20 protein-coding genes are annotated in these 20,273 nt (G+C 49.9%); 11 read left to right on the plus strand and 9 right to left on the minus strand.

Annotated elements, in window-relative coordinates:
* Positions 1–95: 95 nt before the first annotated feature.
* Complete coding sequence (locus VHA_RS19040) at positions 96–791, minus strand: hypothetical protein (RefSeq protein WP_005504477.1); 696 nt, start codon at positions 789–791, stop codon at positions 96–98.
* A gap of 479 nt (positions 792–1,270) precedes the next feature.
* Here VHA_RS19040 and VHA_RS11540 point away from each other — a divergent pair, with 479 nt between their 5' ends.
* The 4 genes from VHA_RS11540 (at position 1,271) to VHA_RS11555 (ending at position 4,237) form a co-directional block, all read left to right on the plus strand.
* Positions 1,271–2,269: an ABC transporter substrate-binding protein gene (locus VHA_RS11540; RefSeq protein WP_005504479.1), complete on the plus strand. Its 999-nt coding sequence runs from the start codon at positions 1,271–1,273 to the stop codon at positions 2,267–2,269.
* Positions 2,270–2,296: 27 nt separating this feature from the next.
* Positions 2,297–3,040, plus strand: coding sequence for an ABC transporter permease (locus VHA_RS11545; protein WP_005504481.1), 744 nt, complete (start codon positions 2,297–2,299; stop codon positions 3,038–3,040).
* A complete protein-coding gene (locus VHA_RS11550; protein WP_005504482.1) occupies positions 3,037–3,780 on the plus strand; it encodes an ABC transporter ATP-binding protein in 744 nt (247 codons plus the stop codon). Before VHA_RS11545 ends, VHA_RS11550 begins: the two co-directional genes overlap by 4 nt.
* 61 nt (positions 3,781–3,841) lie before the next feature.
* Positions 3,842–4,237, plus strand: a complete 396-nt coding sequence (locus VHA_RS11555; protein WP_005504484.1) for a DUF2750 domain-containing protein — start codon at positions 3,842–3,844, stop codon at positions 4,235–4,237.
* Between the two features lie 134 nt (positions 4,238–4,371).
* Here the strand turns inward: VHA_RS11555 and rlmC are convergent, their stop codons facing one another.
* From rlmC to VHA_RS11590, 7 genes are all read right to left on the minus strand, one after another.
* Complete coding sequence (gene rlmC, locus VHA_RS11560) at positions 4,372–5,511, minus strand: 23S rRNA (uracil(747)-C(5))-methyltransferase RlmC (protein WP_040528826.1); 1,140 nt, start codon at positions 5,509–5,511, stop codon at positions 4,372–4,374.
* Between the two features lie 173 nt (positions 5,512–5,684).
* A complete protein-coding gene (locus VHA_RS11565; protein ID WP_005504490.1) occupies positions 5,685–5,996 on the minus strand; it encodes a cupin domain-containing protein in 312 nt (103 codons plus the stop codon).
* A gap of 211 nt (positions 5,997–6,207) precedes the next feature.
* Positions 6,208–6,723 carry a transcription termination/antitermination NusG family protein gene (locus VHA_RS11570; protein WP_005504493.1) on the minus strand — a complete coding sequence of 172 codons (516 nt, stop codon included), beginning with the start codon at positions 6,721–6,723 and terminating at the stop codon, positions 6,208–6,210.
* A 415-nt stretch (positions 6,724–7,138) separates the two neighbouring features.
* Entirely contained in the window at positions 7,139–7,495 is a 357-nt protein-coding gene (locus tag VHA_RS11575) for a hypothetical protein (RefSeq protein ID WP_005504496.1), read from the minus strand.
* A 428-nt stretch (positions 7,496–7,923) separates the two neighbouring features.
* A complete protein-coding gene (locus VHA_RS11580) occupies positions 7,924–8,142 on the minus strand; it encodes a hypothetical protein (RefSeq protein ID WP_005504498.1) in 219 nt (72 codons plus the stop codon).
* Between the two features lie 112 nt (positions 8,143–8,254).
* The gene (locus VHA_RS11585) at positions 8,255–8,638 is read right to left on the minus strand and encodes a DUF2541 family protein (protein WP_005504499.1); all 384 of its coding nucleotides are present in this window, start codon (positions 8,636–8,638) and stop codon (positions 8,255–8,257) included.
* Positions 8,639–8,835: 197 nt separating this feature from the next.
* Positions 8,836–10,713 (minus strand): sigma-54-dependent Fis family transcriptional regulator, encoded by a 1,878-nt coding sequence (locus tag VHA_RS11590; RefSeq protein WP_005504501.1) that lies wholly within the window; start codon positions 10,711–10,713, stop codon positions 8,836–8,838.
* A gap of 268 nt (positions 10,714–10,981) precedes the next feature.
* On the opposite strand from VHA_RS11590, the gene VHA_RS11595 reads away from it, so the two are divergent.
* The 6 genes from VHA_RS11595 to VHA_RS11620 are packed head-to-tail and all read left to right on the plus strand — an operon-like array spanning position 10,982 to position 16,909.
* Entirely contained in the window at positions 10,982–12,067 is a 1,086-nt protein-coding gene (locus tag VHA_RS11595) for an ABC transporter ATP-binding protein (protein WP_005504503.1), read from the plus strand.
* Positions 12,068–12,070: 3 nt separating this feature from the next.
* Positions 12,071–13,204: an ABC transporter ATP-binding protein gene (locus VHA_RS11600; protein WP_005504507.1), complete on the plus strand. Its 1,134-nt coding sequence runs from the start codon at positions 12,071–12,073 to the stop codon at positions 13,202–13,204.
* A complete protein-coding gene (locus VHA_RS11605) occupies positions 13,194–14,063 on the plus strand; it encodes a carbohydrate ABC transporter permease (protein ID WP_005504517.1) in 870 nt (289 codons plus the stop codon). The genes VHA_RS11600 and VHA_RS11605 overlap by 11 nt, the downstream gene beginning before the upstream one ends.
* Positions 14,064–14,066: 3 nt before the next feature.
* Positions 14,067–14,864, plus strand: a complete 798-nt coding sequence (locus VHA_RS11610; RefSeq protein ID WP_005504531.1) for a carbohydrate ABC transporter permease — start codon at positions 14,067–14,069, stop codon at positions 14,862–14,864.
* 11 nt (positions 14,865–14,875) lie between these two features.
* Positions 14,876–15,148: a DUF2160 domain-containing protein gene (locus tag VHA_RS11615; protein ID WP_005504533.1), complete on the plus strand. Its 273-nt coding sequence runs from the start codon at positions 14,876–14,878 to the stop codon at positions 15,146–15,148.
* A gap of 27 nt (positions 15,149–15,175) precedes the next feature.
* Positions 15,176–16,909 (plus strand): ABC transporter substrate-binding protein, encoded by a 1,734-nt coding sequence (locus VHA_RS11620; protein WP_005504535.1) that lies wholly within the window; start codon positions 15,176–15,178, stop codon positions 16,907–16,909.
* A gap of 110 nt (positions 16,910–17,019) precedes the next feature.
* Here the strand turns inward: VHA_RS11620 and VHA_RS11625 are convergent, their stop codons facing one another.
* Positions 17,020–19,341 carry a response regulator gene (locus VHA_RS11625; protein WP_040528828.1) on the minus strand — a complete coding sequence of 774 codons (2,322 nt, stop codon included), beginning with the start codon at positions 19,339–19,341 and terminating at the stop codon, positions 17,020–17,022.
* 132 nt (positions 19,342–19,473) lie between these two features.
* Between VHA_RS11625 and VHA_RS11630 the strand changes: the two genes are divergently transcribed.
* The gene (locus tag VHA_RS11630) at positions 19,474–20,217 is read left to right on the plus strand and encodes a substrate-binding periplasmic protein (protein ID WP_226926501.1); all 744 of its coding nucleotides are present in this window, start codon (positions 19,474–19,476) and stop codon (positions 20,215–20,217) included.
* Positions 20,218–20,273: the final 56 nt, after the last annotated feature.

The following is a 20,273-nucleotide window of genomic DNA, read 5'->3' on the forward strand; positions in this document are numbered from 1 at the left end:
CATCAAGGGCTGACGAGAAGAACGAATGCCAGTCACATCGAACATATTCCACAGACAGCCCATTTTAAGTATTAAATAAAATTGATATTACTTAATTACATCTTTCTGTTTCGCTCGATAATATCATCAATTCCTTGCATTACATCACTACTGAAATCATCCATTGAAATATCAATATTCAGCCCACTTAAATCTACACTCGGTCTTTTATGAGTTTGTTTTGATTCTTTCGTGGTATCATTAAACTCTTCATTACATATAATTGAGATCAATTCTTTAGCATTAGCTATAGTCGTTACTTTTAGATTTTTACTTTTTATCTTATCATCAATCCTTTTATCGAGAAGATCGTAAGCATATTTTAATGTTTCATTTCTTTCTGATTTTGATAATCTTTTGAATTTCGAATCACGATCAAGCATTGCAGTTAAGTAGTTTTGTAAAGGCGCAGAGCACATCAGTGTCTCTATATGCAATGCTTCTTTTGTTTTATTTTCTATAATCTCTTTTTTTAATTTAATTAATTTTGAGTCTTTTATAGACTCTGCTTTATCTGATAAATTCCTATTTATTTCAGAGTTGCAAACAAAGGAAACATGATTTTTCAAAATACCATATTTTTCTTTATTTTCGCTAGATGTGCTTTTCTTAGCAATATCTATCACTCTAGACACATAATTGTTTATCTTTTTTGGAGATATACTTTTTACCTTCAATGAAGATAATTCTTTTTGAGATTGATTTGAGTTTATATTAAAAAAAGAAAGAATTTCTGTTCTTGAGATTGACATGGTATAAACCTTAATATTAGCAGACGTGCCGTTATCAAGTTGTTTTATTTTAAACACCAATGAGTTCATTGTTAATGAGGGTGCATTTAAGTGCAACAAAATAGTATCAATTTCGCTTTTGCACTAAATGCGCCGAACATATAACACACAACTGATCAAAAAAACAACAGCTTTTGATTGAAAATTGGTGTTTCTTGCTGATTGACCAATACTCATCCACTCACACGACTGCTCTAACCCAGTCTTCCAGCACGTTTTTCCAGGTTTCAGGGGCAGAGCACTCACTCGATGCCAGGCATAAGTACTCCTTCACCCATTGAAAAACGAGCGAGGCACTCACCAGCATACTGTAGTACACCGTCAAGTACACCTTTGCAGAACAGGCAAGGTGTTTTTTCGTCACAAAGTAGCATTGTGCAACGAGACTTAACTGCTTAGTTTTAAATCTGTTCCCGTCGGCATCGAGAGGTTAAGCAGTTATGGTTAGCAAATTTTCCGCGACGTTGATACGCGGTTTTTTCTCCACCATTTTCTTGGTTACTACATCATTTTCTGCCTTTGCTAACGAACTTCCTGCCGTAAAAGTAGGGGTGCTGAAGTTTGGCACCATCAACTGGGAAATGGATGTCATTAAACGCCACAAACTGGATGAGAAAGCCGGCTTTATCCTTGATGTTACGCCACTGGCCTCAAAAAACGCGTCGTCTGTCGCGTTGCAAGGGGACGCGGTCGATGTCATATTTTCCGATTGGGTCTGGGTCAGCAGACAGCGGGCGGCGAGCAAAACCTATACCCTCTCCCCAACCTCAGCCACGGCAGGCGGTCTGTTTGCTGCTGGCGATATCACGCTGTCCTCACCCTGTGATATCGAAGGTAAAACGCTCGGTATCGCAGGCGGGGCCGTCGATAAAACCTGGCTTTTATATCAGGTGTTTTGCGAAGCCAACGAAGACAAAGCGATCAGCGAATTGACCGAGCAACAGTTTGTCGCGCCCCCGCTACTCAACAAACTGATGATGCAAGGCAAGATTCCGGTCGGCATTAACTTCTGGCATTACGGAGCAAGGCTTGAAGCCGCCGGTTTTCAACCAATCATCAACCTTGATCAAATCATCGCGGGTTTGGGCATCCATACTCAAGTGCCAATGCTGGGATGGGTCTTCGATGAAAGGTGGGCCCAAGCAAACCCATCGCTCATCTCCGCTTTTCTCCGCGCTTCAGCGCAGGCCAGGGCTCTGTTGCACACTTCTGATAAAGAGTGGGATGCCATCAGATCACTCACCAAAGCAGAAAATGACAACGTATTTGAAGCGTTGAAAATTGCTTATCGCCGCGGCTTTTCCGGCACGTTTGGCCAGGCGCAAAAAGAGGCTGCATCACAGATCTTTACTCTCCTTGCCAAAGAAGGTGGCCCGAAACTGGTGGGTGAATCGACGTCACTGAGTGAAGGGACTTTCTGGCTCCCCCACCCCCAATAGCGGCAATAGACAGGGAGCTGCAAACAAGTGAGCCTGCCAAGCTACAAGCGCTATCTTCTTCCCCTGCTGCTCTTGATGTTCTGGCAGTGGTCTGCAACGCTGCTGAACAGTGCCGAGTATCCAACGCCTGTGCAGGTCTACAACGCGTTTGTCTTTGAACTTTTCAATGAGCAGATGCTTTCTCACCTTGGCATCACGCTTTGGCGGGTGTTTCTGAGCTTTGTGATTTCTATGGTGCTGGGTGTGGTTTTCGGCATCATGATGGGGCGCTTTGCCAACCTCAACGAACTGTCGGATCCTTTATTGATTCTGGCGCTAAACATCCCGGCCCTTGTCACCATTTTACTTTGCTACCTTGGCATTGGCCTGGTGGAAACCGCAGCGGTCACTGCCGTGGCACTGAACAAAATCCCCACCGTGGTTGCGATGATCCGCGAGGGTGCGCGGGTGGTTGATGACGATTTGATGGATGTCGCCAAGGTGTTCCGCCTCTCCCCGACCAAGCGCTTTTTTAACGTTTTCCTGCCCCAGCTGTATCCCTACATCATGGCATCTGCACGCACCGGGCTTTCCCTTATCTGGAAAATTGTGTTGGTGGTGGAGCTGTTGGGACGCAGCAATGGCGTCGGCTTCAAGCTTCATACCCTGTTCCAGTTTTTCGATATTGCGGGCATTCTCGCCTACACCTTTGCGTTTGTAACGGTGATTTTTTTGCTTGAAGCATTACTCTTCCGCCCCCTCGATCGCGTGGTATCCAGGGGGCGGACATGATTTCTATTGCGCTCAATATTGAAAATAAACGCTTCGCGTCTGAAGACCCTGTTTTGCAAGCCTTCAGGGGAGAGATAAAACCGGGCAAGATCACGGCGATTGTCGGCCCGTCAGGTTGTGGCAAATCGACACTACTCAATATGATTGCAGGGCTGGAAATATCCCGCCAGGGTGAGGTCCAATTCTCTGGGATTCCCGGAGAACACCCCAGGGTTGGCTACATTTTCCAGACTCCGAGGCTGATGCCATGGCTGACCACCAAAGAAAACCTGGAGCTGATTTGCGGCAAGGATAATCCTGCCATCAAAGACACGCTGGCGGCGATGGGGATTCTTGATAAACAGGATGCTTACCCATCTCAGCTTTCTGGCGGTATGCAGCGGCGTGTCAGTATCGCCCGCGCTTTTGTTTACGATCCTGATTTACTGCTGCTCGATGAGCCATTCACTTCGCTCGATGCGCCTACTGCGGATCAACTCCGGCAGCAATTGATCGCGCTTTGGCAACGCCAGCAATCGACCATGTTATTTGTCACCCATGATCTTCGCGAAGCCATTTCCCTTGCCGATGAGATCTGGTTTTTAGGTCGTCCGCCTACCTGCATCATTCACACACTTTCCCTTTCCCAGCCCCCGCAACGATTGCTGGGCGACAAACACAGCCGGCAAACCATTGAGGACATCACATCCGCCCTTCTCGACACACACCCGGAAATACTCAGCGGCATCGTACACCAATAGCGCCATACGACTGGGATTGGGATATACTGCCCACCTTTCTTATTGCCCGGTGGAATTCAAAATGGCAAAGACGCTGACCCAGGAACGCATCGCAGAAATCCTGACATTCGACGTTGACCAACGTTACAAATATCTGGTGAAAGAAGTGGTGGAGAACCGCGAAATCTGGATCCTGACCGACGAGCACGGTTGTGTGATGCTCAACACCGAAGACGAAGATTGTGTACCCGTGTGGCCAAATGAAGAGTTCGCACAAGAGTGGGCAACCGGCGAATGGGAACACTGCAAGCCTGAGCCAATCAGCCTGAACAAATGGCACAGCCGCTGGACCAATGGGTTGCTGGACGATGAACTTTCCATCGTCGCCTTTCCTAACACCGATCTGGAAGGTGTCGTGCTCTACCCGGACGAGTTTGATGTCGACCTGACCCAACAGGCGAAAAAACAAAAGCGCTAACTGAACTTCAGGATCTGAACGAGCGGGCATTGCCCGCTCGTTTTATTTCCATGCACCGCATAACGCACCTGAATGTACCCCATTGCGACTGCGCAAATCACGCCTGTGGCATTTCAGCCAGACAGTTGTACAATTCAGCCGCGCTTTTCCAGCAGCACCATTACTTCCGCATGCCTTGTGTGCGGGAACATATCAAACCATTGCAGGCGCTTAACCGCGTAACCATCAAACCCGTCAAGATCACTTCTCAGCGTATCAGGGTTACAGCTTGAGTAGATAATGTGTTTGGGCGACAGTTGCGCCAACTGGGTAACCAGTGTCTGACCCAGCCCCCGCCGGGGCGGATTGACCAGCACCAAATCCGGCGCAGTATCGTGGCACAAGGAGAAAGCCGCCGAATCCAGTGCATCAAAATCCAGGTTGGAAATGCCTATTTCTGCCGCCGACCGTTTAGCACTGGCGATGGCTTCCGGTTCAATCTCAATACCGGTTACCGCACCAGCCACCGGCGCACAATGCAGCGCAAAACCCCCTACACCACAAAACAGATCCCACATCCGGGCAGGTGCAATTTCTTTCACCCATTCACGGGCCGTGGCATAGAGCTTGGCGGCAATATCAGGATTGGTCTGGAAAAAGCTTTTGGGGCGCACCACCAGCGGCACATCATTGAAGCGCTCTATGAGGTGCTGTTCTTCTGTCAGGTAAATCTCTTCATCGCCTTCCAGCCTTGCCATATGCACAGGCTGAAGGTTAACCGATACCACCCGGATTGCCGGAAAGGCGTCACACAACCTTGCCAGGTTAGCGTTCACACGCGGCAGCGCTTCGCGGCTGCGCATCACAAAACGAAGCATAAATTCACCGGTATGCGCAGCGCGGGTCAGCAGGATAAATTTCAGTTCACCTTTCTTTTTTGCCTTGTTGTAAGGCGGGATACCGGAGGTTCGAATCCAGTCCTGCAGGTAATCCAGCAACGCTTGCATATCTTGGGTATACAACGGGCAATGGGTCAGGCTTACCCACTCTGGGGCTTCCCCGCCCCTCACATCTGCGCCCAATACCGGCTGGTGCGCCGCACCCAGCACCACCATTTTGGCTTTGTTGCGGCAGCCGGTTTCTTCGCTCAGAACTGGCGGCAACCACTGCTCAGGCAACCGGTTCGCAAACAGCGCTTTCAGCGCGCTGTCTTTTTCTGCGACCTGCTGTGTGTAAGGCACGCCCATCCGTTCGCAGGAACGGCACTGGTTCTGTTCGAAGAATTTGCAATGCATAAGGCTCTACCGCTGGGAAAAAATGGCAAGTCTATGCATATGGAGAAAAATGACCATTCGGGTTCTTTGTCAGTTTCATCAAATATTTTTATGTCAGGAGAGATGACCTATGCCATCCGATTCAGGCAACGATAAAGATCAGACGTCCTTCTACAGGAAAAATGAAGAAAACACTACACACTGCCGTCAGTTTCAATCACCAGCACCCGCGCTTCACCGAGAGGTTTCGCTACATGCTCAGTGCCTTCAGAGGCGTAAAAAATATCTCCGGCTTGCAGCATCACCACTTTTTCTTCACCTTCTTCCCTAAAGTGCATTTCAATCATACCGTTGATCACCACAAATACTTCTTCGCCTTGGTTGAAATGCCATTTATAAGGCTTATCTGTCCAATGCAGCTTGGTCGTGATGCCATTCATGTTAGCGATATCTATCGCTCCCCAGGTTTTTTCCGCGGTGTATTGCGCGCTTCTAATCACTCTCATGATCACATCCTTGATAGGTTGAAGAATACGAACGGGGGGATGAAAGGAGCATAGCGCTCAATTTCTGATAGGTCTGCATCAAAGGGCAAATTTCTCATATCAGCGATCAATGCCCCAGCGCACAGGGGAGGCAGAATACAAGCAGAAGAGGAACAAGAAAGACAAACTATCCGGCTTGCTTTTGGCGATCATTCTGGAAGACAGACAATGTTCAGGCGACAGATGGAACCTGGGTGCGGAATATCGTATCCATTGGCACCGTCACGTTGACAGAGTACCCCAGTTGTCCGATTTCCATCGCAATGGGTCTTTCCCCCTCACCGGCAGGAAGCACACCAATCATGCCTTTCAAAGGACCATTCACCACCGCCACAGCAAGGCCTTCTACATTACTGTTGGAAACGGACGTTGCATCTTCGTAATAATACAAAATGGTTTTGATTTTGATGATGTGGGATTCAGAAATGGTCGCGACATACTTACCGTAACGCACCAAGTGGGAAAAGCCCTGCGCCTGCTTAACATTCTTCAAACCTTCTGGCGTTGTACGCACGAAAAGATGGCACTTGAACAAAGGCTCATACGTGACGCGTCGTCTATTCCCAAGGGTTTCCCATAACTTGCGCTCTGGCAAATAGACTTCATAACCCTTCGCCAGAAGCTCGTCACGGAGCACTTTCTCCTCATTGAAATGGGTATAAACTGCATACCAGCGGTAGTGATGCAATTTGGCTTCTCCAATAAAAATAAAACGCGCAACCTACGGATAAATTTTGGCACAAAAACACTTGGTGCACACGGGATCACAATGTACCGGCGGGGATTCAAGAACCGGTGAGCGCATCGCAATATCCATGAGTGACCAGTAACACCCAATGCGTTTTCACACCGATTAAAACGCATGAAATGAATATGCACATAGTAGCGTTTTAAGAGACAACAAGGAAGGCAGTATGGCGTCAGGTGTAACGCAAATATCCCTTTTCAGAACAGCGTATTGGCAAGTATCACACAGCAAAATGAAATCACTCGCATCGCGAGGTAATAACGGGTTTAGAGGATTAACGCCAGATCAACATCGCTGTTCACCGGAGTTGACAACCATCCGCTCTTCCGTCCTGCCTCCATAAGTGGATTTAGATCTATCTTGATAACAGATTCTGGCCCTGAACAGCCCGTTTCAGTTTCTTAATGCGCGATTCCTTGTAACCAAAAATACCGAGCATAGCGAGAGTGACAGCAATGCAAGTGTAAAGCTGGAGCGAGGAGTAGATATTGAAGTTTGACAACAGGAAATAAACCATCAGCACCATCAGGGCAATTTGAGTCACCCATCGAGGCTTATCATTGAAGTTGAACGTATTGGCGTCTTTTTCATAACGCACATGTACCCGTCCAACCAGAAAACCCAAGTTGATCAGCAAGCCATCATCATTGGTAGCAGGTTTATAGTCGATACGGTTCAGTGCCAGGTATTTTTCCAGATCGTTCAGATCCATTACGTCGCTCTCCCCAAAAACATCTTACTAAAAGCATGCGCTTTGTTTGGCTCAGATAATACCAGAAGCGTTTACCGTGGCTAAACGACATAACGTGCCGCCGGTCAGTTTGTTGTTACGAAATGTGAGTGATCGAAGAAAGGCCATCAGAAGCGATGGCCTTTGACTGCATGGTAAAGAGGTAAATGAGAATACACTACAAAAAGCGATGATTTTTCTATTCACGTTTTTGTGATGGGTTGGCATCCCTGTTAGACGTAGAGACCCGCTTTTCGCTTCAATATGTCGTCAACACCTGTCGGGATAATCAAACCTTTAAACGTTTTCATAAACTCCTCATGTCAACTTCGGATGGATCCATCATAAGCGAGAAATGAAAGCCAGATTGTGAAGCCCGCCGAGAACTTTTAACAACGGCTTTAAGCGCATTATTTCGGCAAAAAAATGCGAAACACAGCACCTTCTTCATCTCTCAGACAGAGTACAGTTTTGCCTGACATCCGATAGTGGCTACAGGTTTCATCCAGACTCCACTGGGTAGCCTGAAGTCCATCCTGAAGCGCAATAGACATGCCGAGATGCTTAAGCTCGTCCAGATTATCTGACTCTTTGACGACATCACCACTTAGTACATTCACCAGCTTCATAGCGCATACCTCTTGTCATCAGGTTTTTCCCTGAAACCTGATTTGAAACTAGCAGAGTGTTATAACGCATTCTTGAACCATTATTAGGACAAGCAGAGGATTAGGCACACCACTATGTTCTGCCATAAACACGTACACCGGCGGATGAGTTTTTGGATTCACCATAAACTTCCAGCTTTTTCACGCATCGCTTGTACGGCAGTTCTCGCCAGCGCGTGGTGCCATCTTCTTTGATATTTCTGTAGAAACGGAATGTCTTGGTCTCACCGTTTTTGAACGTCGCCACCACCTTGCGCAGGTACATATCACGGTCAGCCTTCACTTTGATGGCATCCACACGGCGGCAAACCAACAATGGAATAGGTGCCCCGTAATCGGTGTTTTTAAACACAATGGTTCGGCCCAGCGTAATTTCATCATCTGCCCGCGCCAGCGTACTGGCCCCAAAAAAACTCAATGCCAGACAAACTAAAAAAAACCAGGATTTCATTTTCATCTTTTCAGTCCTCCAACATCGGCCCTGTCGCCGACGGACGCGGAGTGTAGCGACAAACAGAGAAAGAAAAGACAGGGAAATGTAAAAAAACCATAGGCAGACACTTTAGAAAGACAACAAACCAGCATGCATTTCAAACACAACGTCAAGCGACCATTAGCCACTTGTCTGTCCTTAATAAAGGAGGAGCATGAAGACTACTTAATACCAAGCACCTTAAGGCGTTTATATATCGTGTTCCGGCTAACACCGGATATCTCAGCAATTCGGGTGATGTTTCCTTCGGTGATCGCGAAAAGTTCAGGCAGACTTTCACGCCAGCTAGTTACTTTCAGTGTTTCTACCTCCGGCTCTCCCGTCGACTGGACAATCTGTGACGCTTCTTTTAAATCCAGAAAGAAGTCATCCGGCAAATGATGTGACTGGATAATGTGGCCATCCGACAATGCCAACGCGACACGCAGGGTATTCACCAATTGCCTGATATTCCCGGGCCAGGGGTGGTGTTTAAACAGGTTCAGCACCTCACGGCTTACCGGTGGATATTTCCCGTCTGCCAGCTCTGGCAGCAGAGTATCTACCAGACTAGTAATATCGGTACGCTCAGCCAACGCGGGCAGGAAGAGGGTTAGCCCATTGATCCGGTAATACAGATCTTCCCGAAACGCTTTTTGGGCGACAGAAGTACGAAGCGGTTGGTGCGTGGCGCTGATCACCCTAAAATCAACCGGAAAGCTTTCCGTGCTGCCAAGCGGCGTCACGGATTTTTCTTGCAACACACGAAGAAGCCGGGCCTGAACATGCATCGGCATATCACCGATTTCATCCAGCAGCAGCGTACCGCCATCCGCCTGACGGATATAGCCAATGCTCCCCTTGTTACTCGCACCGGTAAAGGCCCCTTTCACGTAACCAAAAAGTTCAGATTCCACCAGCTCAGCAGGGATTGCAGCACAGTTCACGGCAACAAACTTCTTCGCTGCCCGGTTTGATGACGCATGGACCGCCTTGGCAAACACTTCTTTGCCTGCGCCCGTGGGCCCTTGAATAACCAGCGGAATATCACTGTTGGCCACGCTGGCTGCCTGCCTTATTGCCTTTTGCATGTTCAGATCGCCAAGATCGAGTTCTGACAGACAGCGGGCACCATTGCGTGCAAGAGAAGGCTTGGATACCGATTTGATGACAGGCGCAGAAAGCGGGATATGAGCAACACGGAAAGTTGTCGCTGTAGGGTGTTTGAGCATGCCAAACAACCGGTAATTGGCAATACCCAGAAAAGAGAGCGTCTGGTTTTCAGGGTGTGCAGAAAGTTTCAGTGGAGAAATCCCGGTCACGGTTTCAATGTTCAGTCCTTTCAGCACATGGCCAACCAGCAAATCGGCCCGGCGGTTGGCGGCAACAATTTCCCCGCTGTGGTTAAACACCAAAAGCCCAGACCATTGGCTGGTGTGATTATCCTCGCTGGTATTAAACACCAGGGTGTAATAGTGAAGCCGGTAAGTGGACATAATCAGCTGGTTTTCAACGGATTGGGTCATCATCTTCACCATGCCGTTGACATGGGAGGTGGGCAAATAAGCATCAGAAGAAATGTTAAGCACCCCTACCAGCTCCTGTTCACTGTTAAAGATCGGAGCGGCGGATGCTGTCATATAACGGTTGGCAATCAAATAGTGCTCGTCCCGAGCTACCACAACAGACTCACAGGTCTGTAATGCTGTACCGATGGCATTGGTACCGTTAAACCGTTCAAGCCAGCTGGTCCCCTGTTCAAAAAGGTGGCTTTCCATCTGATTGATAAATCCCGGTCGCCCCCAGCGGCTGAGAAGGTTGCCACGGCTGTCTGCCAGCAGCACCAGACTGTTACTGTTGATCAGAATGTTTTCATAAAAAGGCAGTACCTGTTCCTGAGTAGTCACAATCAGGTCTTTCGATTTGTCCTGGGCGTCCTGCCAATCACCGTTGTTGAGACGAACAATAGACGGGGTGCTTTTCGGGTTCAGCCCAAACGAGCGGCAACGCCGCCACGATGCCTCAATAACCTCATCATGAGTGTGAGCCAGATCGCTCATTCCATTTGCCCTTCCATGCGCGTTCGAACAACCATACGAGCGTTAAGCATTGTTCACAATTCGTTAACAGTCAACACACTACTCAACACTTTTTTCACAGTGATGCCGCTCACATTTCTATAAAACTATTACCAATCAATTAATTAACATTTATTTAACTTACGGCATGAATCTGGCATATGTCATTCGGATTGCAAAAGGAAATGCGCGTTTTCGCAAATGACGATATAGCAAATACTGCGGGTCGTTTTTTAAACAGGGAGTTTGCATGTCACTCGAATTACAACATGTCACAAGAATCAGCCATCAGGAAACCTGGTTGGATGACATTCATTTACGTATTGAACCGGGATCGTTTAATGTTTTGCTCGGCCGGACACTGGCAGGAAAGACCAGCCTGATGCGGCTGATGGCAGGGCTGGATAACCCCACCAGCGGACGGGTGCTGTTCAATGGGCAGGATGTGACTGGCGTGCCTGTCCGCGAGCGCAATGTGTCCATGGTTTACCAGCAGTTCATCAATTACCCCAACCTGACAGTGTTTGAAAATATTGCTTCCCCCCTGCGGCTGGAAAAGCAGCCTGAAGCTGTCATCAAACAAAAAGTGCAGGAAACCGCAGAGATGCTGCATATCGAGCAGTATCTCGATCGCCTGCCACTGGAGCTGTCAGGCGGACAGCAGCAGCGTACCGCCATGGCGCGGGCCTTGGTGAAAAATGCCGATCTCATTTTATTCGACGAACCTTTGGTAAACCTCGATTACAAACTGCGTGAAGAGCTCCGTCAGGAAATGCGTGAATTGTTTGCCGAGCGAAACACCATTGCAGTGTATGCCACCACCGAGCCGAATGAAGCACTGGCACTGGGAGGAAACATTGTCCTGATGCATGAAGGCAAAGTGATCCAGTCTGGCTCGACCCCTGAAGTGTATCACCACCCCGCTTCGGTTACCTGCGCCGATCTTTTTGGTGAGCCCCCTATCAACCTCATTCGTGGCAGTGTCGGTGGCGGCAATGTTTCCTTTGATGAACATATTCACTTTCCGCTCAACACCGATCTTGGTGAGCTTCAGGATGGACACTATCAGTTTGGCATCCGCCCTAACCACCTGAGCCTTGTTCCCAATAATGATGACGATCTGGAACTGACGGTTGATGTTGAACTGGCAGAAATCAGTGGCAGTGAGACCTTCCTCCATGTGCGTAACCGCGACATCAGTATGGTGCTGCACTTGCCAGGTGTTCACGACTACGACGTGGATCAGAAAATCAGTATCTATGTCCCAACCCACAAGCTGTATGTCTTTGATGAATCACAAAAATTGATCCAGTCTGCACGACGGACGGGAGGCTAACCAATGGCAGAAATTGTTCTCAACGCATTGGCACATTCTTACATGGCTTCTCCCCGTCACCGCGGTGATTACGCTATCCGTAAGATGACCCACACCTGGCGAAATGGCGGAGCATATGCCCTTCTGGGCCCATCCGGTTGCGGAAAAAGCACCATGCTGAACATCATCTCCGGACTGCTTACCCCTTCGGAAGGGGAGGTAATGTTCGACAGACAGGATGTCAGCCAGCTTGCCCCTCAGGAGCGCAACATTGCGCAGGTGTTCCAGTTTCCGGTGGTGTACGACACCATGACCGTGTATGACAACCTCGCTTTTCCGCTTCGCAACATGAAAACCCCGGAAGCCAAAGTGCGTTCCCGGGTTAGCGAAGTGGCAGAATTGCTGGAGCTGGGTAATGTGCTCAACAAGCGCGCCAGCAACCTTACCGCCGATGAGAAACAAAAAGTGTCAATGGGCCGGGGGCTGGTACGCGAAGACGTGTCGGCCATTCTGTTTGACGAACCCCTGACGGTCATTGACCCTCACCTGAAGTGGAAGCTGCGCCGCAAGCTGCGCCAGATCCATGAGCAATTCCACATCACCATGATTTATGTCACCCACGACCAGCTCGAAGCGGCCACGTTCGCCGAGGAAATTGCGGTGATGTACGACGGGGCGATTGTCCAGTTTGGGTCGCCACGGGAGCTGTTTGAGCGCCCCAACCACACCTTTGTCGGCTTTTTTATTGGCAGTCCGGGTATGAACCTGCTGCCAGTTAAGCGCAGTGAAAGCGGTGATGTCTTGTTTGGCGACATTCCCATCCCCCTGACCGACACCCAGCGGCAGGTCCTCGCCCGCACTGACAGCAACAACATCAAAGTCGGCATCCGCCCTGAATTTGTCCATGTCTGGCACGACAAACACAGCGAGGCGTGGGAAGTCCCGGTTCAACACGTTGAGGATTTGGGCACCTACAAAATCGTCACGGCGCAGTTTGGCGCCCAGACCATCAAGCTGCGCATCGCAGAAGAGGATCCTGTGCCACAAGGCCACGCCTGCATCAGCTTCCCCGCCCAGTGGCTCAAGTTGTATATCGATGAATACCTTGCCGGGGAACCAGAAGAAACCCCACAAACAGGAGAGCAGGATGCAGACTAAAACTGAGAATAACCGCGCCTGGCTGCTGGTGCTGCCGGTTTTCCTGCTGGTGGCTTTCTCCGCCATCATCCCGCTGATGACGGTAGTGAACTATTCCATTCAGGATATTTTTGACCAGAACACCCGGTATTTTGTCGGCACGGAATGGTATCGGGAGATCTTAAACGATCCACGCCTGCACGATTCGCTGGTGCGCCAGTTTATCTACTCCTTCTGTGTGCTGGCGATAGAGATCCCTCTTGGCATTGCCGTGGCGCTTTGCATGCCGGCCCGTGGTTTACGGGCGTCTATTGTGCTGATCATCCTTGCCATTCCGCTGCTGATTCCCTGGAACGTGGTGGGCACCATCTGGCAGATATTCGGCCGCGCAGACATCGGCTTACTGGGCTGGTTTCTCAACAACATCGGCGTGGACTACAACTATGCCTCCAACCCAGTGGATGCCTGGGTCACGGTGTTGGTGATGGATGTCTGGCACTGGACCTCGCTGGTTGCCCTGCTGTGTTACTCCGGCCTGCGCGCAATTCCGGATGTCTATTATCAGGCGGCCAAAATCGACCGTGCATCTAACTGGGCGGTATTTCGCTATATCCAGTTGCCCAAACTCAAAAGCGTGCTGCTTTTGGGTGTCCTGCTGCGCTTTATGGACAGCTTTATGATTTACACCGAGCCGTTCGTACTGACTGGCGGCGGCCCGGGTAACGCCACCACGTTCCTTTCACAGGCACTGACCAAAATGGCGGTTGGCCAGTTTGATATCGGCCCGGCAGCCGCATTCTCGATTATCTACTTTCTGATCATCTTATTGGTGTGCTGGGTGTTCTACACCGCCATGACCAACATGGACAAAAGGGGCTAAGCCATGACAAGAAAAACCTTCGGCCTGCTCGCCTACATTTTGTTTTTGATGACGCCCATCTACTGGCTGTTGATGATGTCATTCAAAACCAATGAGGAGATCCTCGGCGGCCTGACCTTCTGGCCACAAACCTTCACGCTGGACAACTACGCGGTGATTTTTACCGACCCGAGCTGGTATTCAGGCTACCTGAACTCACTGACCTACGTGAGTATCAATACCCTGTTGTCACTGGCTGTTGCCCTGCCCGCTGCCTACGCGTTTTCACGCTATAAGTTCATCGGTGACAAACACCTGTTCTTCTGGCTGCTGACCAACCGTATGGCACCGCCTGCGGTCTTCCTGTTGCCGTTTTTCCAGCTCTACAGCTCTGTCGGCCTGTTTGACACCCATATCGCGGTGGCGCTGGCTCACTGCCTGTTCAATGTGCCTCTGGCGGTCTGGATTCTGGAAGGTTTTATGAGCGGTGTACCGAAAGAAATTGATGAAACCGCCTATATCGACGGCTACAGCTTTCCCCGTTTTTTCGTGCGGATCTTCATTCCGATGATCCGCTCAGGTATCGGGGTCACCGCCTTTTTCTGCTTTATGTTCAGCTGGGTGGAGCTACTGCTGGCGCGAACCCTGACCTCGGTCAATGCCAAACCCATTGTCGCCACCATGACCCGGACTGTCAGCGCGTCCGGCATCGACTGGGGCGTGCTCGCTGCCGCAGGCGTACTGACCATTGTTCCCGGCCTGTTGGTTATCTGGTTCGTGCGTAACCACGTTGCCAAAGGCTTCGCTCTCGGACGTGTATAAGGAGAAATGACATGAACTGGATGGCCTGGACACTCCCGAGCGCCCTGTTTTTTATCACCATTGCCTGCATGCTGGCGGCGATGACCCTATTCGAAGTACTCCGTCCTTGTGTGGAAAGAAAAGGCTTTTTGCCTATCCGCACAACCCGGGGTGATCGACTCTTTATAGGGCTGCTGGGCAGCGCCTATATCCACCTTCTCTTCATCGGAATGACGGACTTACCCATCTGGTATCCCTTCGGGATAGCTGTCGTATGGCTGGTGGCCGTTTTACGTTGGGGTTAGGAAGAAAAACGACAAAGGAGCGAAACTATGAAGCAATTGCCTGCTGTAAACAAATGGACTCCGCTTGGGTTTATGATCAGCGTGCTACTGGCACCGACGGCGCTCGCCGACCAGTACAGCGACGCAGCAAAGAAATGGATCGGCAATGAGTTCACCCCTTCCACACTAAGCCAAGAGGAACAGCTCAAAGAACTGGCCTGGTTTACCGACGCGGCCAAACCCTTTCGTGGTATGGAAATCAAGGTTGTTTCTGAAACCATTACCACCCACGAATACGAATCCAAAGTATTGGCGAAAGCCTTTGAAGAGATCACCGGTATCAAGGTCACCCATGACCTGATTCAGGAAGGGGATGTGGTAGAGAAACTGCAAACTGAAATGCAGTCCAACCGCAGCATTTATGATGCTTACATCAATGACTCCGACCTGATTGGTACCCACTTCCGCTACGGCAAAGTGTTCCCGATCAGCGATTACATGAAAGGGGAAGGCAAAGACGTTACCCTGCCCACTCTGGATTTGGATGACTTTATCGGCATCAGCTTTACCTCTGGCCCGGACGGAAAAATCTACCAGCTGCCTGACCAGCAGTTTGCCAACCTTTATTGGTTCCGCGCCGACTGGTTTGCCCGCGACGACCTGAAAACCAAATTCAGGGAGATTTACGGGTATGAGCTGGGCGTGCCGGTCAACTGGTCCGCGTATGAAGACATTGCCGAATTCTTCTCGGTCCACGTCAAGGAGATTGACGGTGAGCGCGTTTACGGTCACATGGATTACGGCAAAAAAGACCCGTCTCTCGGCTGGCGCTTTACCGATGCCTGGTTCTCTATGGCCGGTGCGGGTGACAAAGGCATTCCAAACGGGAAACCGGTCGATGAATGGGGTATTCGGGTAGAAGGCTGTTCGCCTGTCGGTTCCAGTGTTGAACGCGGCGGCGCGACCAATGGCCCGGCAGCAGTTTACGCTACCACCAAATATGTCGACTGGCTCAGCAAATATGCCCCACCGGAAGCACAGGGAATGACCTTCTCAGAAGCCGGTCCGGTTCCTGCGCAGGGCTCCATCGCCCAGCAAATCTTCTGGTATACCGCCTTTACTGCTGACATGACCAAACCCGGTCTGGCCGTGGTCAATGAAGACGGCACACCGAAATGGCGCATGGCGCCGTCACCACGTGGTCCTTACTGGGAAGAAGGCATGAAGCTTGGTTATCAGGACACCGGCTCATGGACACTGATGAAATCTACCGAGCCGAAACGCCGTATGGCTGCCTGGCTGTATGCGCAGTTTACGGTAGCAAAGACCGTGTCACTGAAGAAAACTCTGGTTGGCCTGACACCCATCCGTGAGTCTGATATCAACTCTCAGGCAATGACGGATGTCGCCCCGAAACTCGGTGGTCTGGTGGAATTCTACCGCAGCCCGGCACGTGTTCAGTGGACACCCACCGGTACCAATGTGCCCGATTATCCTAAGCTGGCGCAGCTGTGGTGGCAGTTCATTGCTGAAGCAGCCAATGGCGAAAAATCGCCGCAGGAAGCACTCAATGGTCTGGCGAAAGCACAAGACCGCGTGTTGCAGCGCCTTGAGCGGGCAAACGTACAGGGCGCCTGTGGACCCAAACTGAACAAACCTCGTGATGCTGCGTATTGGTTAAGCCAGCCAGGTGCACCGAAAGCCAAGCTCAGCAATGAGAAGCCACAGGGCCAGACTATCGGCTACGAAGAACTGCTCCAGCAGTGGAAATCCGCAATGTAGCGGGAAACTCAGTCAAGACACTCACGTCGTTTTGAATGGGTATGACACCCCCAGTAAAATGCCTGCTCACAAAGCAGGCATTTTTATTTAGGCCCAACGAAAACCATTTATCAACGTGTTTTGGTGCGCTCCTGTGCCGAACCCGGCATATGGTTTTTGATCATCCGTTCTAACTCTGCCTTTCGTACCGGCTTGGCAATATAGTCGTCCATACCACTTTTCAGGCAATTTTCCCTGTCCTGCGCCGTGGCATTGGCTGTCAGGGCGACAATCGGTGTGTGTGGTGCATATCCATGCTCGCGCAGCAGGCGGGCTGCCTGGTAACCGTCCATCACCGGCATCTGACAATCCATAAAAATCAGGTCGAAAATATCATGTTTGCAATAATCGATAGCCACTTGCCCATTCTCTGCCACCACCACATCTACCCCCAGCCGTACCAACATGGCTTGCGTTACACGTTGGTTCACTAACGTATCTTCTACCACCAACACTCGGCCTTGATACGTACCGGATTCTGGCGGGTTGGCAGTTTTTGCGTCTTGATCGGCTTTGTGTGCTGACATGGACACCACACCCAGCTGTGCCTGCTGGCCTCGTAAAATACGGGCGAGATGATTTCTCAGGTCATTGAATTTATAAGGGCGAGACAGATATCCTTCGATGTTAAGACTTTCAAGTTTGACATTGTCGTGCACTTCCGGCGCTGCCGTGATCATCATCAGGCTTGGACAACGTTTTCCAAACCGTTTACGGAGTCTGGAAGCAATAGAAAAACCATCAGAATTCGGCATCAGTTTATCCAAGATCACCAGCTTGAACGGTTTAGCAGTATCGATACGCTCAGCAATCATCTCTTCAGCATCTTCAGAATGCACACAACAGGAAACCTGACACCCCAGATTGCTTAGCTGGGCACTGGTAATGCGCATGTTCAGGCGACTGTCGTCCACCAGCAACATGGCGGCATCCGCAAACAGCAATGTATCGCCCGGCATGGCTTCAGGCATTTGCGCCCGCTCAAACGTCACAGTGAAGAAAAAGCGACTGCCTTCACCTTCACGGCTTTCCACTTCAATTTCACCGCCCATCAGTTCCACAATCTGGCTGGAGATCGCCAGTCCCAGTCCAGTGCCGCCAAAGTTGCGGCTCATGCTACCATCTGCCTGTTCAAATTTTTCAAAAACGGTTTTCAGCTTATCCGCCGGGATCCCTATGCCGGTGTCTTCTACCTCAAACGTCACTGTAATATTGTCACCCGCTTCAGCAACCTGCCGGATACTCACGCTGACTTTCCCGCTCTGGGTGAATTTCACCGCATTACCCACCAGATTGATCATTACCTGACGCAGTCTTGGTGCATCTCCCACTAAAAGGGGCGTTAAATTCTGATCCAGGCCGCACTCAAACTCTAAGCCCTTTTCCTTGGTACGTAACCTGAACAGGTGTTCAATGTCTTTGCAAAGCTCAAACAGGTTCAGTTCCACACTGTCGAGCTCAAGTTTACCCGCTTCGATTTTCGAAAAGTCGAGAATATCGTTGATGATGTCGAGCAGGGAAAGTGACGAGGTTTCCAGCATCTCAATAAATTCCCGTTGCTCCTCATCCAGGGGGGTGCCCTTCAGCAGGGAAGCCATACCAATGATGCCATTCATTGGTGTGCGGATCTCATGGCTCATGTTGGCAAGGAATTCACTTTTTTTCTGGTTCGCCTGCTCTGCCTGCATCTTGGCACTTTTCAGCTCAGCATTGTATTCGCGCATCTTGGCCACAGTATCATTGTACTGGGTATAGAGGGTGACTAACTCCTCACCCAAAGGGCGTTTAGGCGGCTCAATCGTTTCGGGCAAGTTGTCCGCGCCAAACTTTGTCACTCCGTGGGAGATCCAAACCAGGGGCCTGACCACATCCACGTAAACAATGAAAAAGACAAGGCCGCCAAGCACCAACGTGGCACCACCTAAAAACAGCAGCAGCATCACAAACCGTTCTGTCAGTGCGCTGTAGATATCCTCCAGGCCCACCTCCACCTGTAAATATCCTAATGGGTAAACCTTGCCATATTGCTCATGCACCAAAGGCCACTGGTAGGCATACTTAGGCTCCGCAGGCGGTGTGCCGTTTTCGGCCAGAACGCGTTCGTCATCAAACACGCTGATATAACTGATGTCCGGATCACGGAAAATCCCTTGTGTGATCATCTGAAGTTGCCCCAGATCTTCCTGCCAGACACTGTGGGTAATCGCAGCCAGATCCGTTTTCTGGATCAGCAGGGCATTATTGCGCATTTGTTCCGTGCGCGCCTGATAGTCCAAATACAGCGCAAACGTGGCGACCAGAAACGCAAGTAGGCTGCATACGAGGAGAACACGGCCAACCAACCGTGCGGCCATGCTTGAAGGTTGGGCAAAATTCTCTTTTTGATTCGACATAGTCTAGGCTTATTAGTGTCTTAAGTTTTAATCACTCTTATTAAGAATAGTCACGTTTTGTAAACTTGGATGACCATTACCATGTCCGTTAAAGATTCCCTTTTTTATCTTGTTTGCCCCCCAAAAATTCAGGTGATTAAGCTGGCTGTACTATCACTGATGCTGTCAAATCAGGCCGTTGCCCTCTCGCTGGATTATCTGGTGATCCAAGATCAGTCTGAACCCTTGCAAATCCAGGAGGATGGCACCAATCACCGGGGCATTGTCACGGATGTAATCAGGCAGGCACTCAACGGGTCAGAATATCAACTGGACATTTACACGTATCCGTTCAATCGCTTTATCGCGGAACTGAACAAGAAAAAACAAGGCAACTGGATAACATATGGAAGCCCTGCCTGGGGAGGTATGCAGGCTGCGAACCTGTCGGAAACACCGTTACTTGATGTTAGCCACAGTATTCTCAGCCATTCAGGGACGGGGTTTTCTTATCGAACACCGGAAGATTTACAGGGAAAAATTGTCGTCTTGTTATTCGGATTCCATTACCCGGGGTTAAACAAATACATCAAAAAAGGCGCCGTGAGCGACGTCAGGGTTAAAAACTACGATTCTGCATTTCGGGTCGTTGACAGGCTGAAAGATGTTGGTGGTTTTATCGAAATGGACTTACGCCTCAAATACCACCTGAAACGGCTGGGCTTTACCCATGGTGAATACATACTGCATCCCATTGACAACTTAATACCGACCTATTCTATCCATCTGGCCTATTCACCTGGCATCGACCCTGCACTGAAACGTTTTGTCGATGCACGGCTTGTTCAGATGCGTAACAGCGGAGAACTGGCGGAGATTATCGGAAAATATCTCTAGGATCATTGTTGGCCTTGCCAGAGAGTAAATGCCTGTTCAGCAGAAAACCATAGAGA

It is taken from the genome of Grimontia hollisae CIP 101886, from assembly GCF_000176515.1.
GTDB lineage: Bacteria > Pseudomonadota > Gammaproteobacteria > Enterobacterales > Vibrionaceae > Enterovibrio > Enterovibrio hollisae.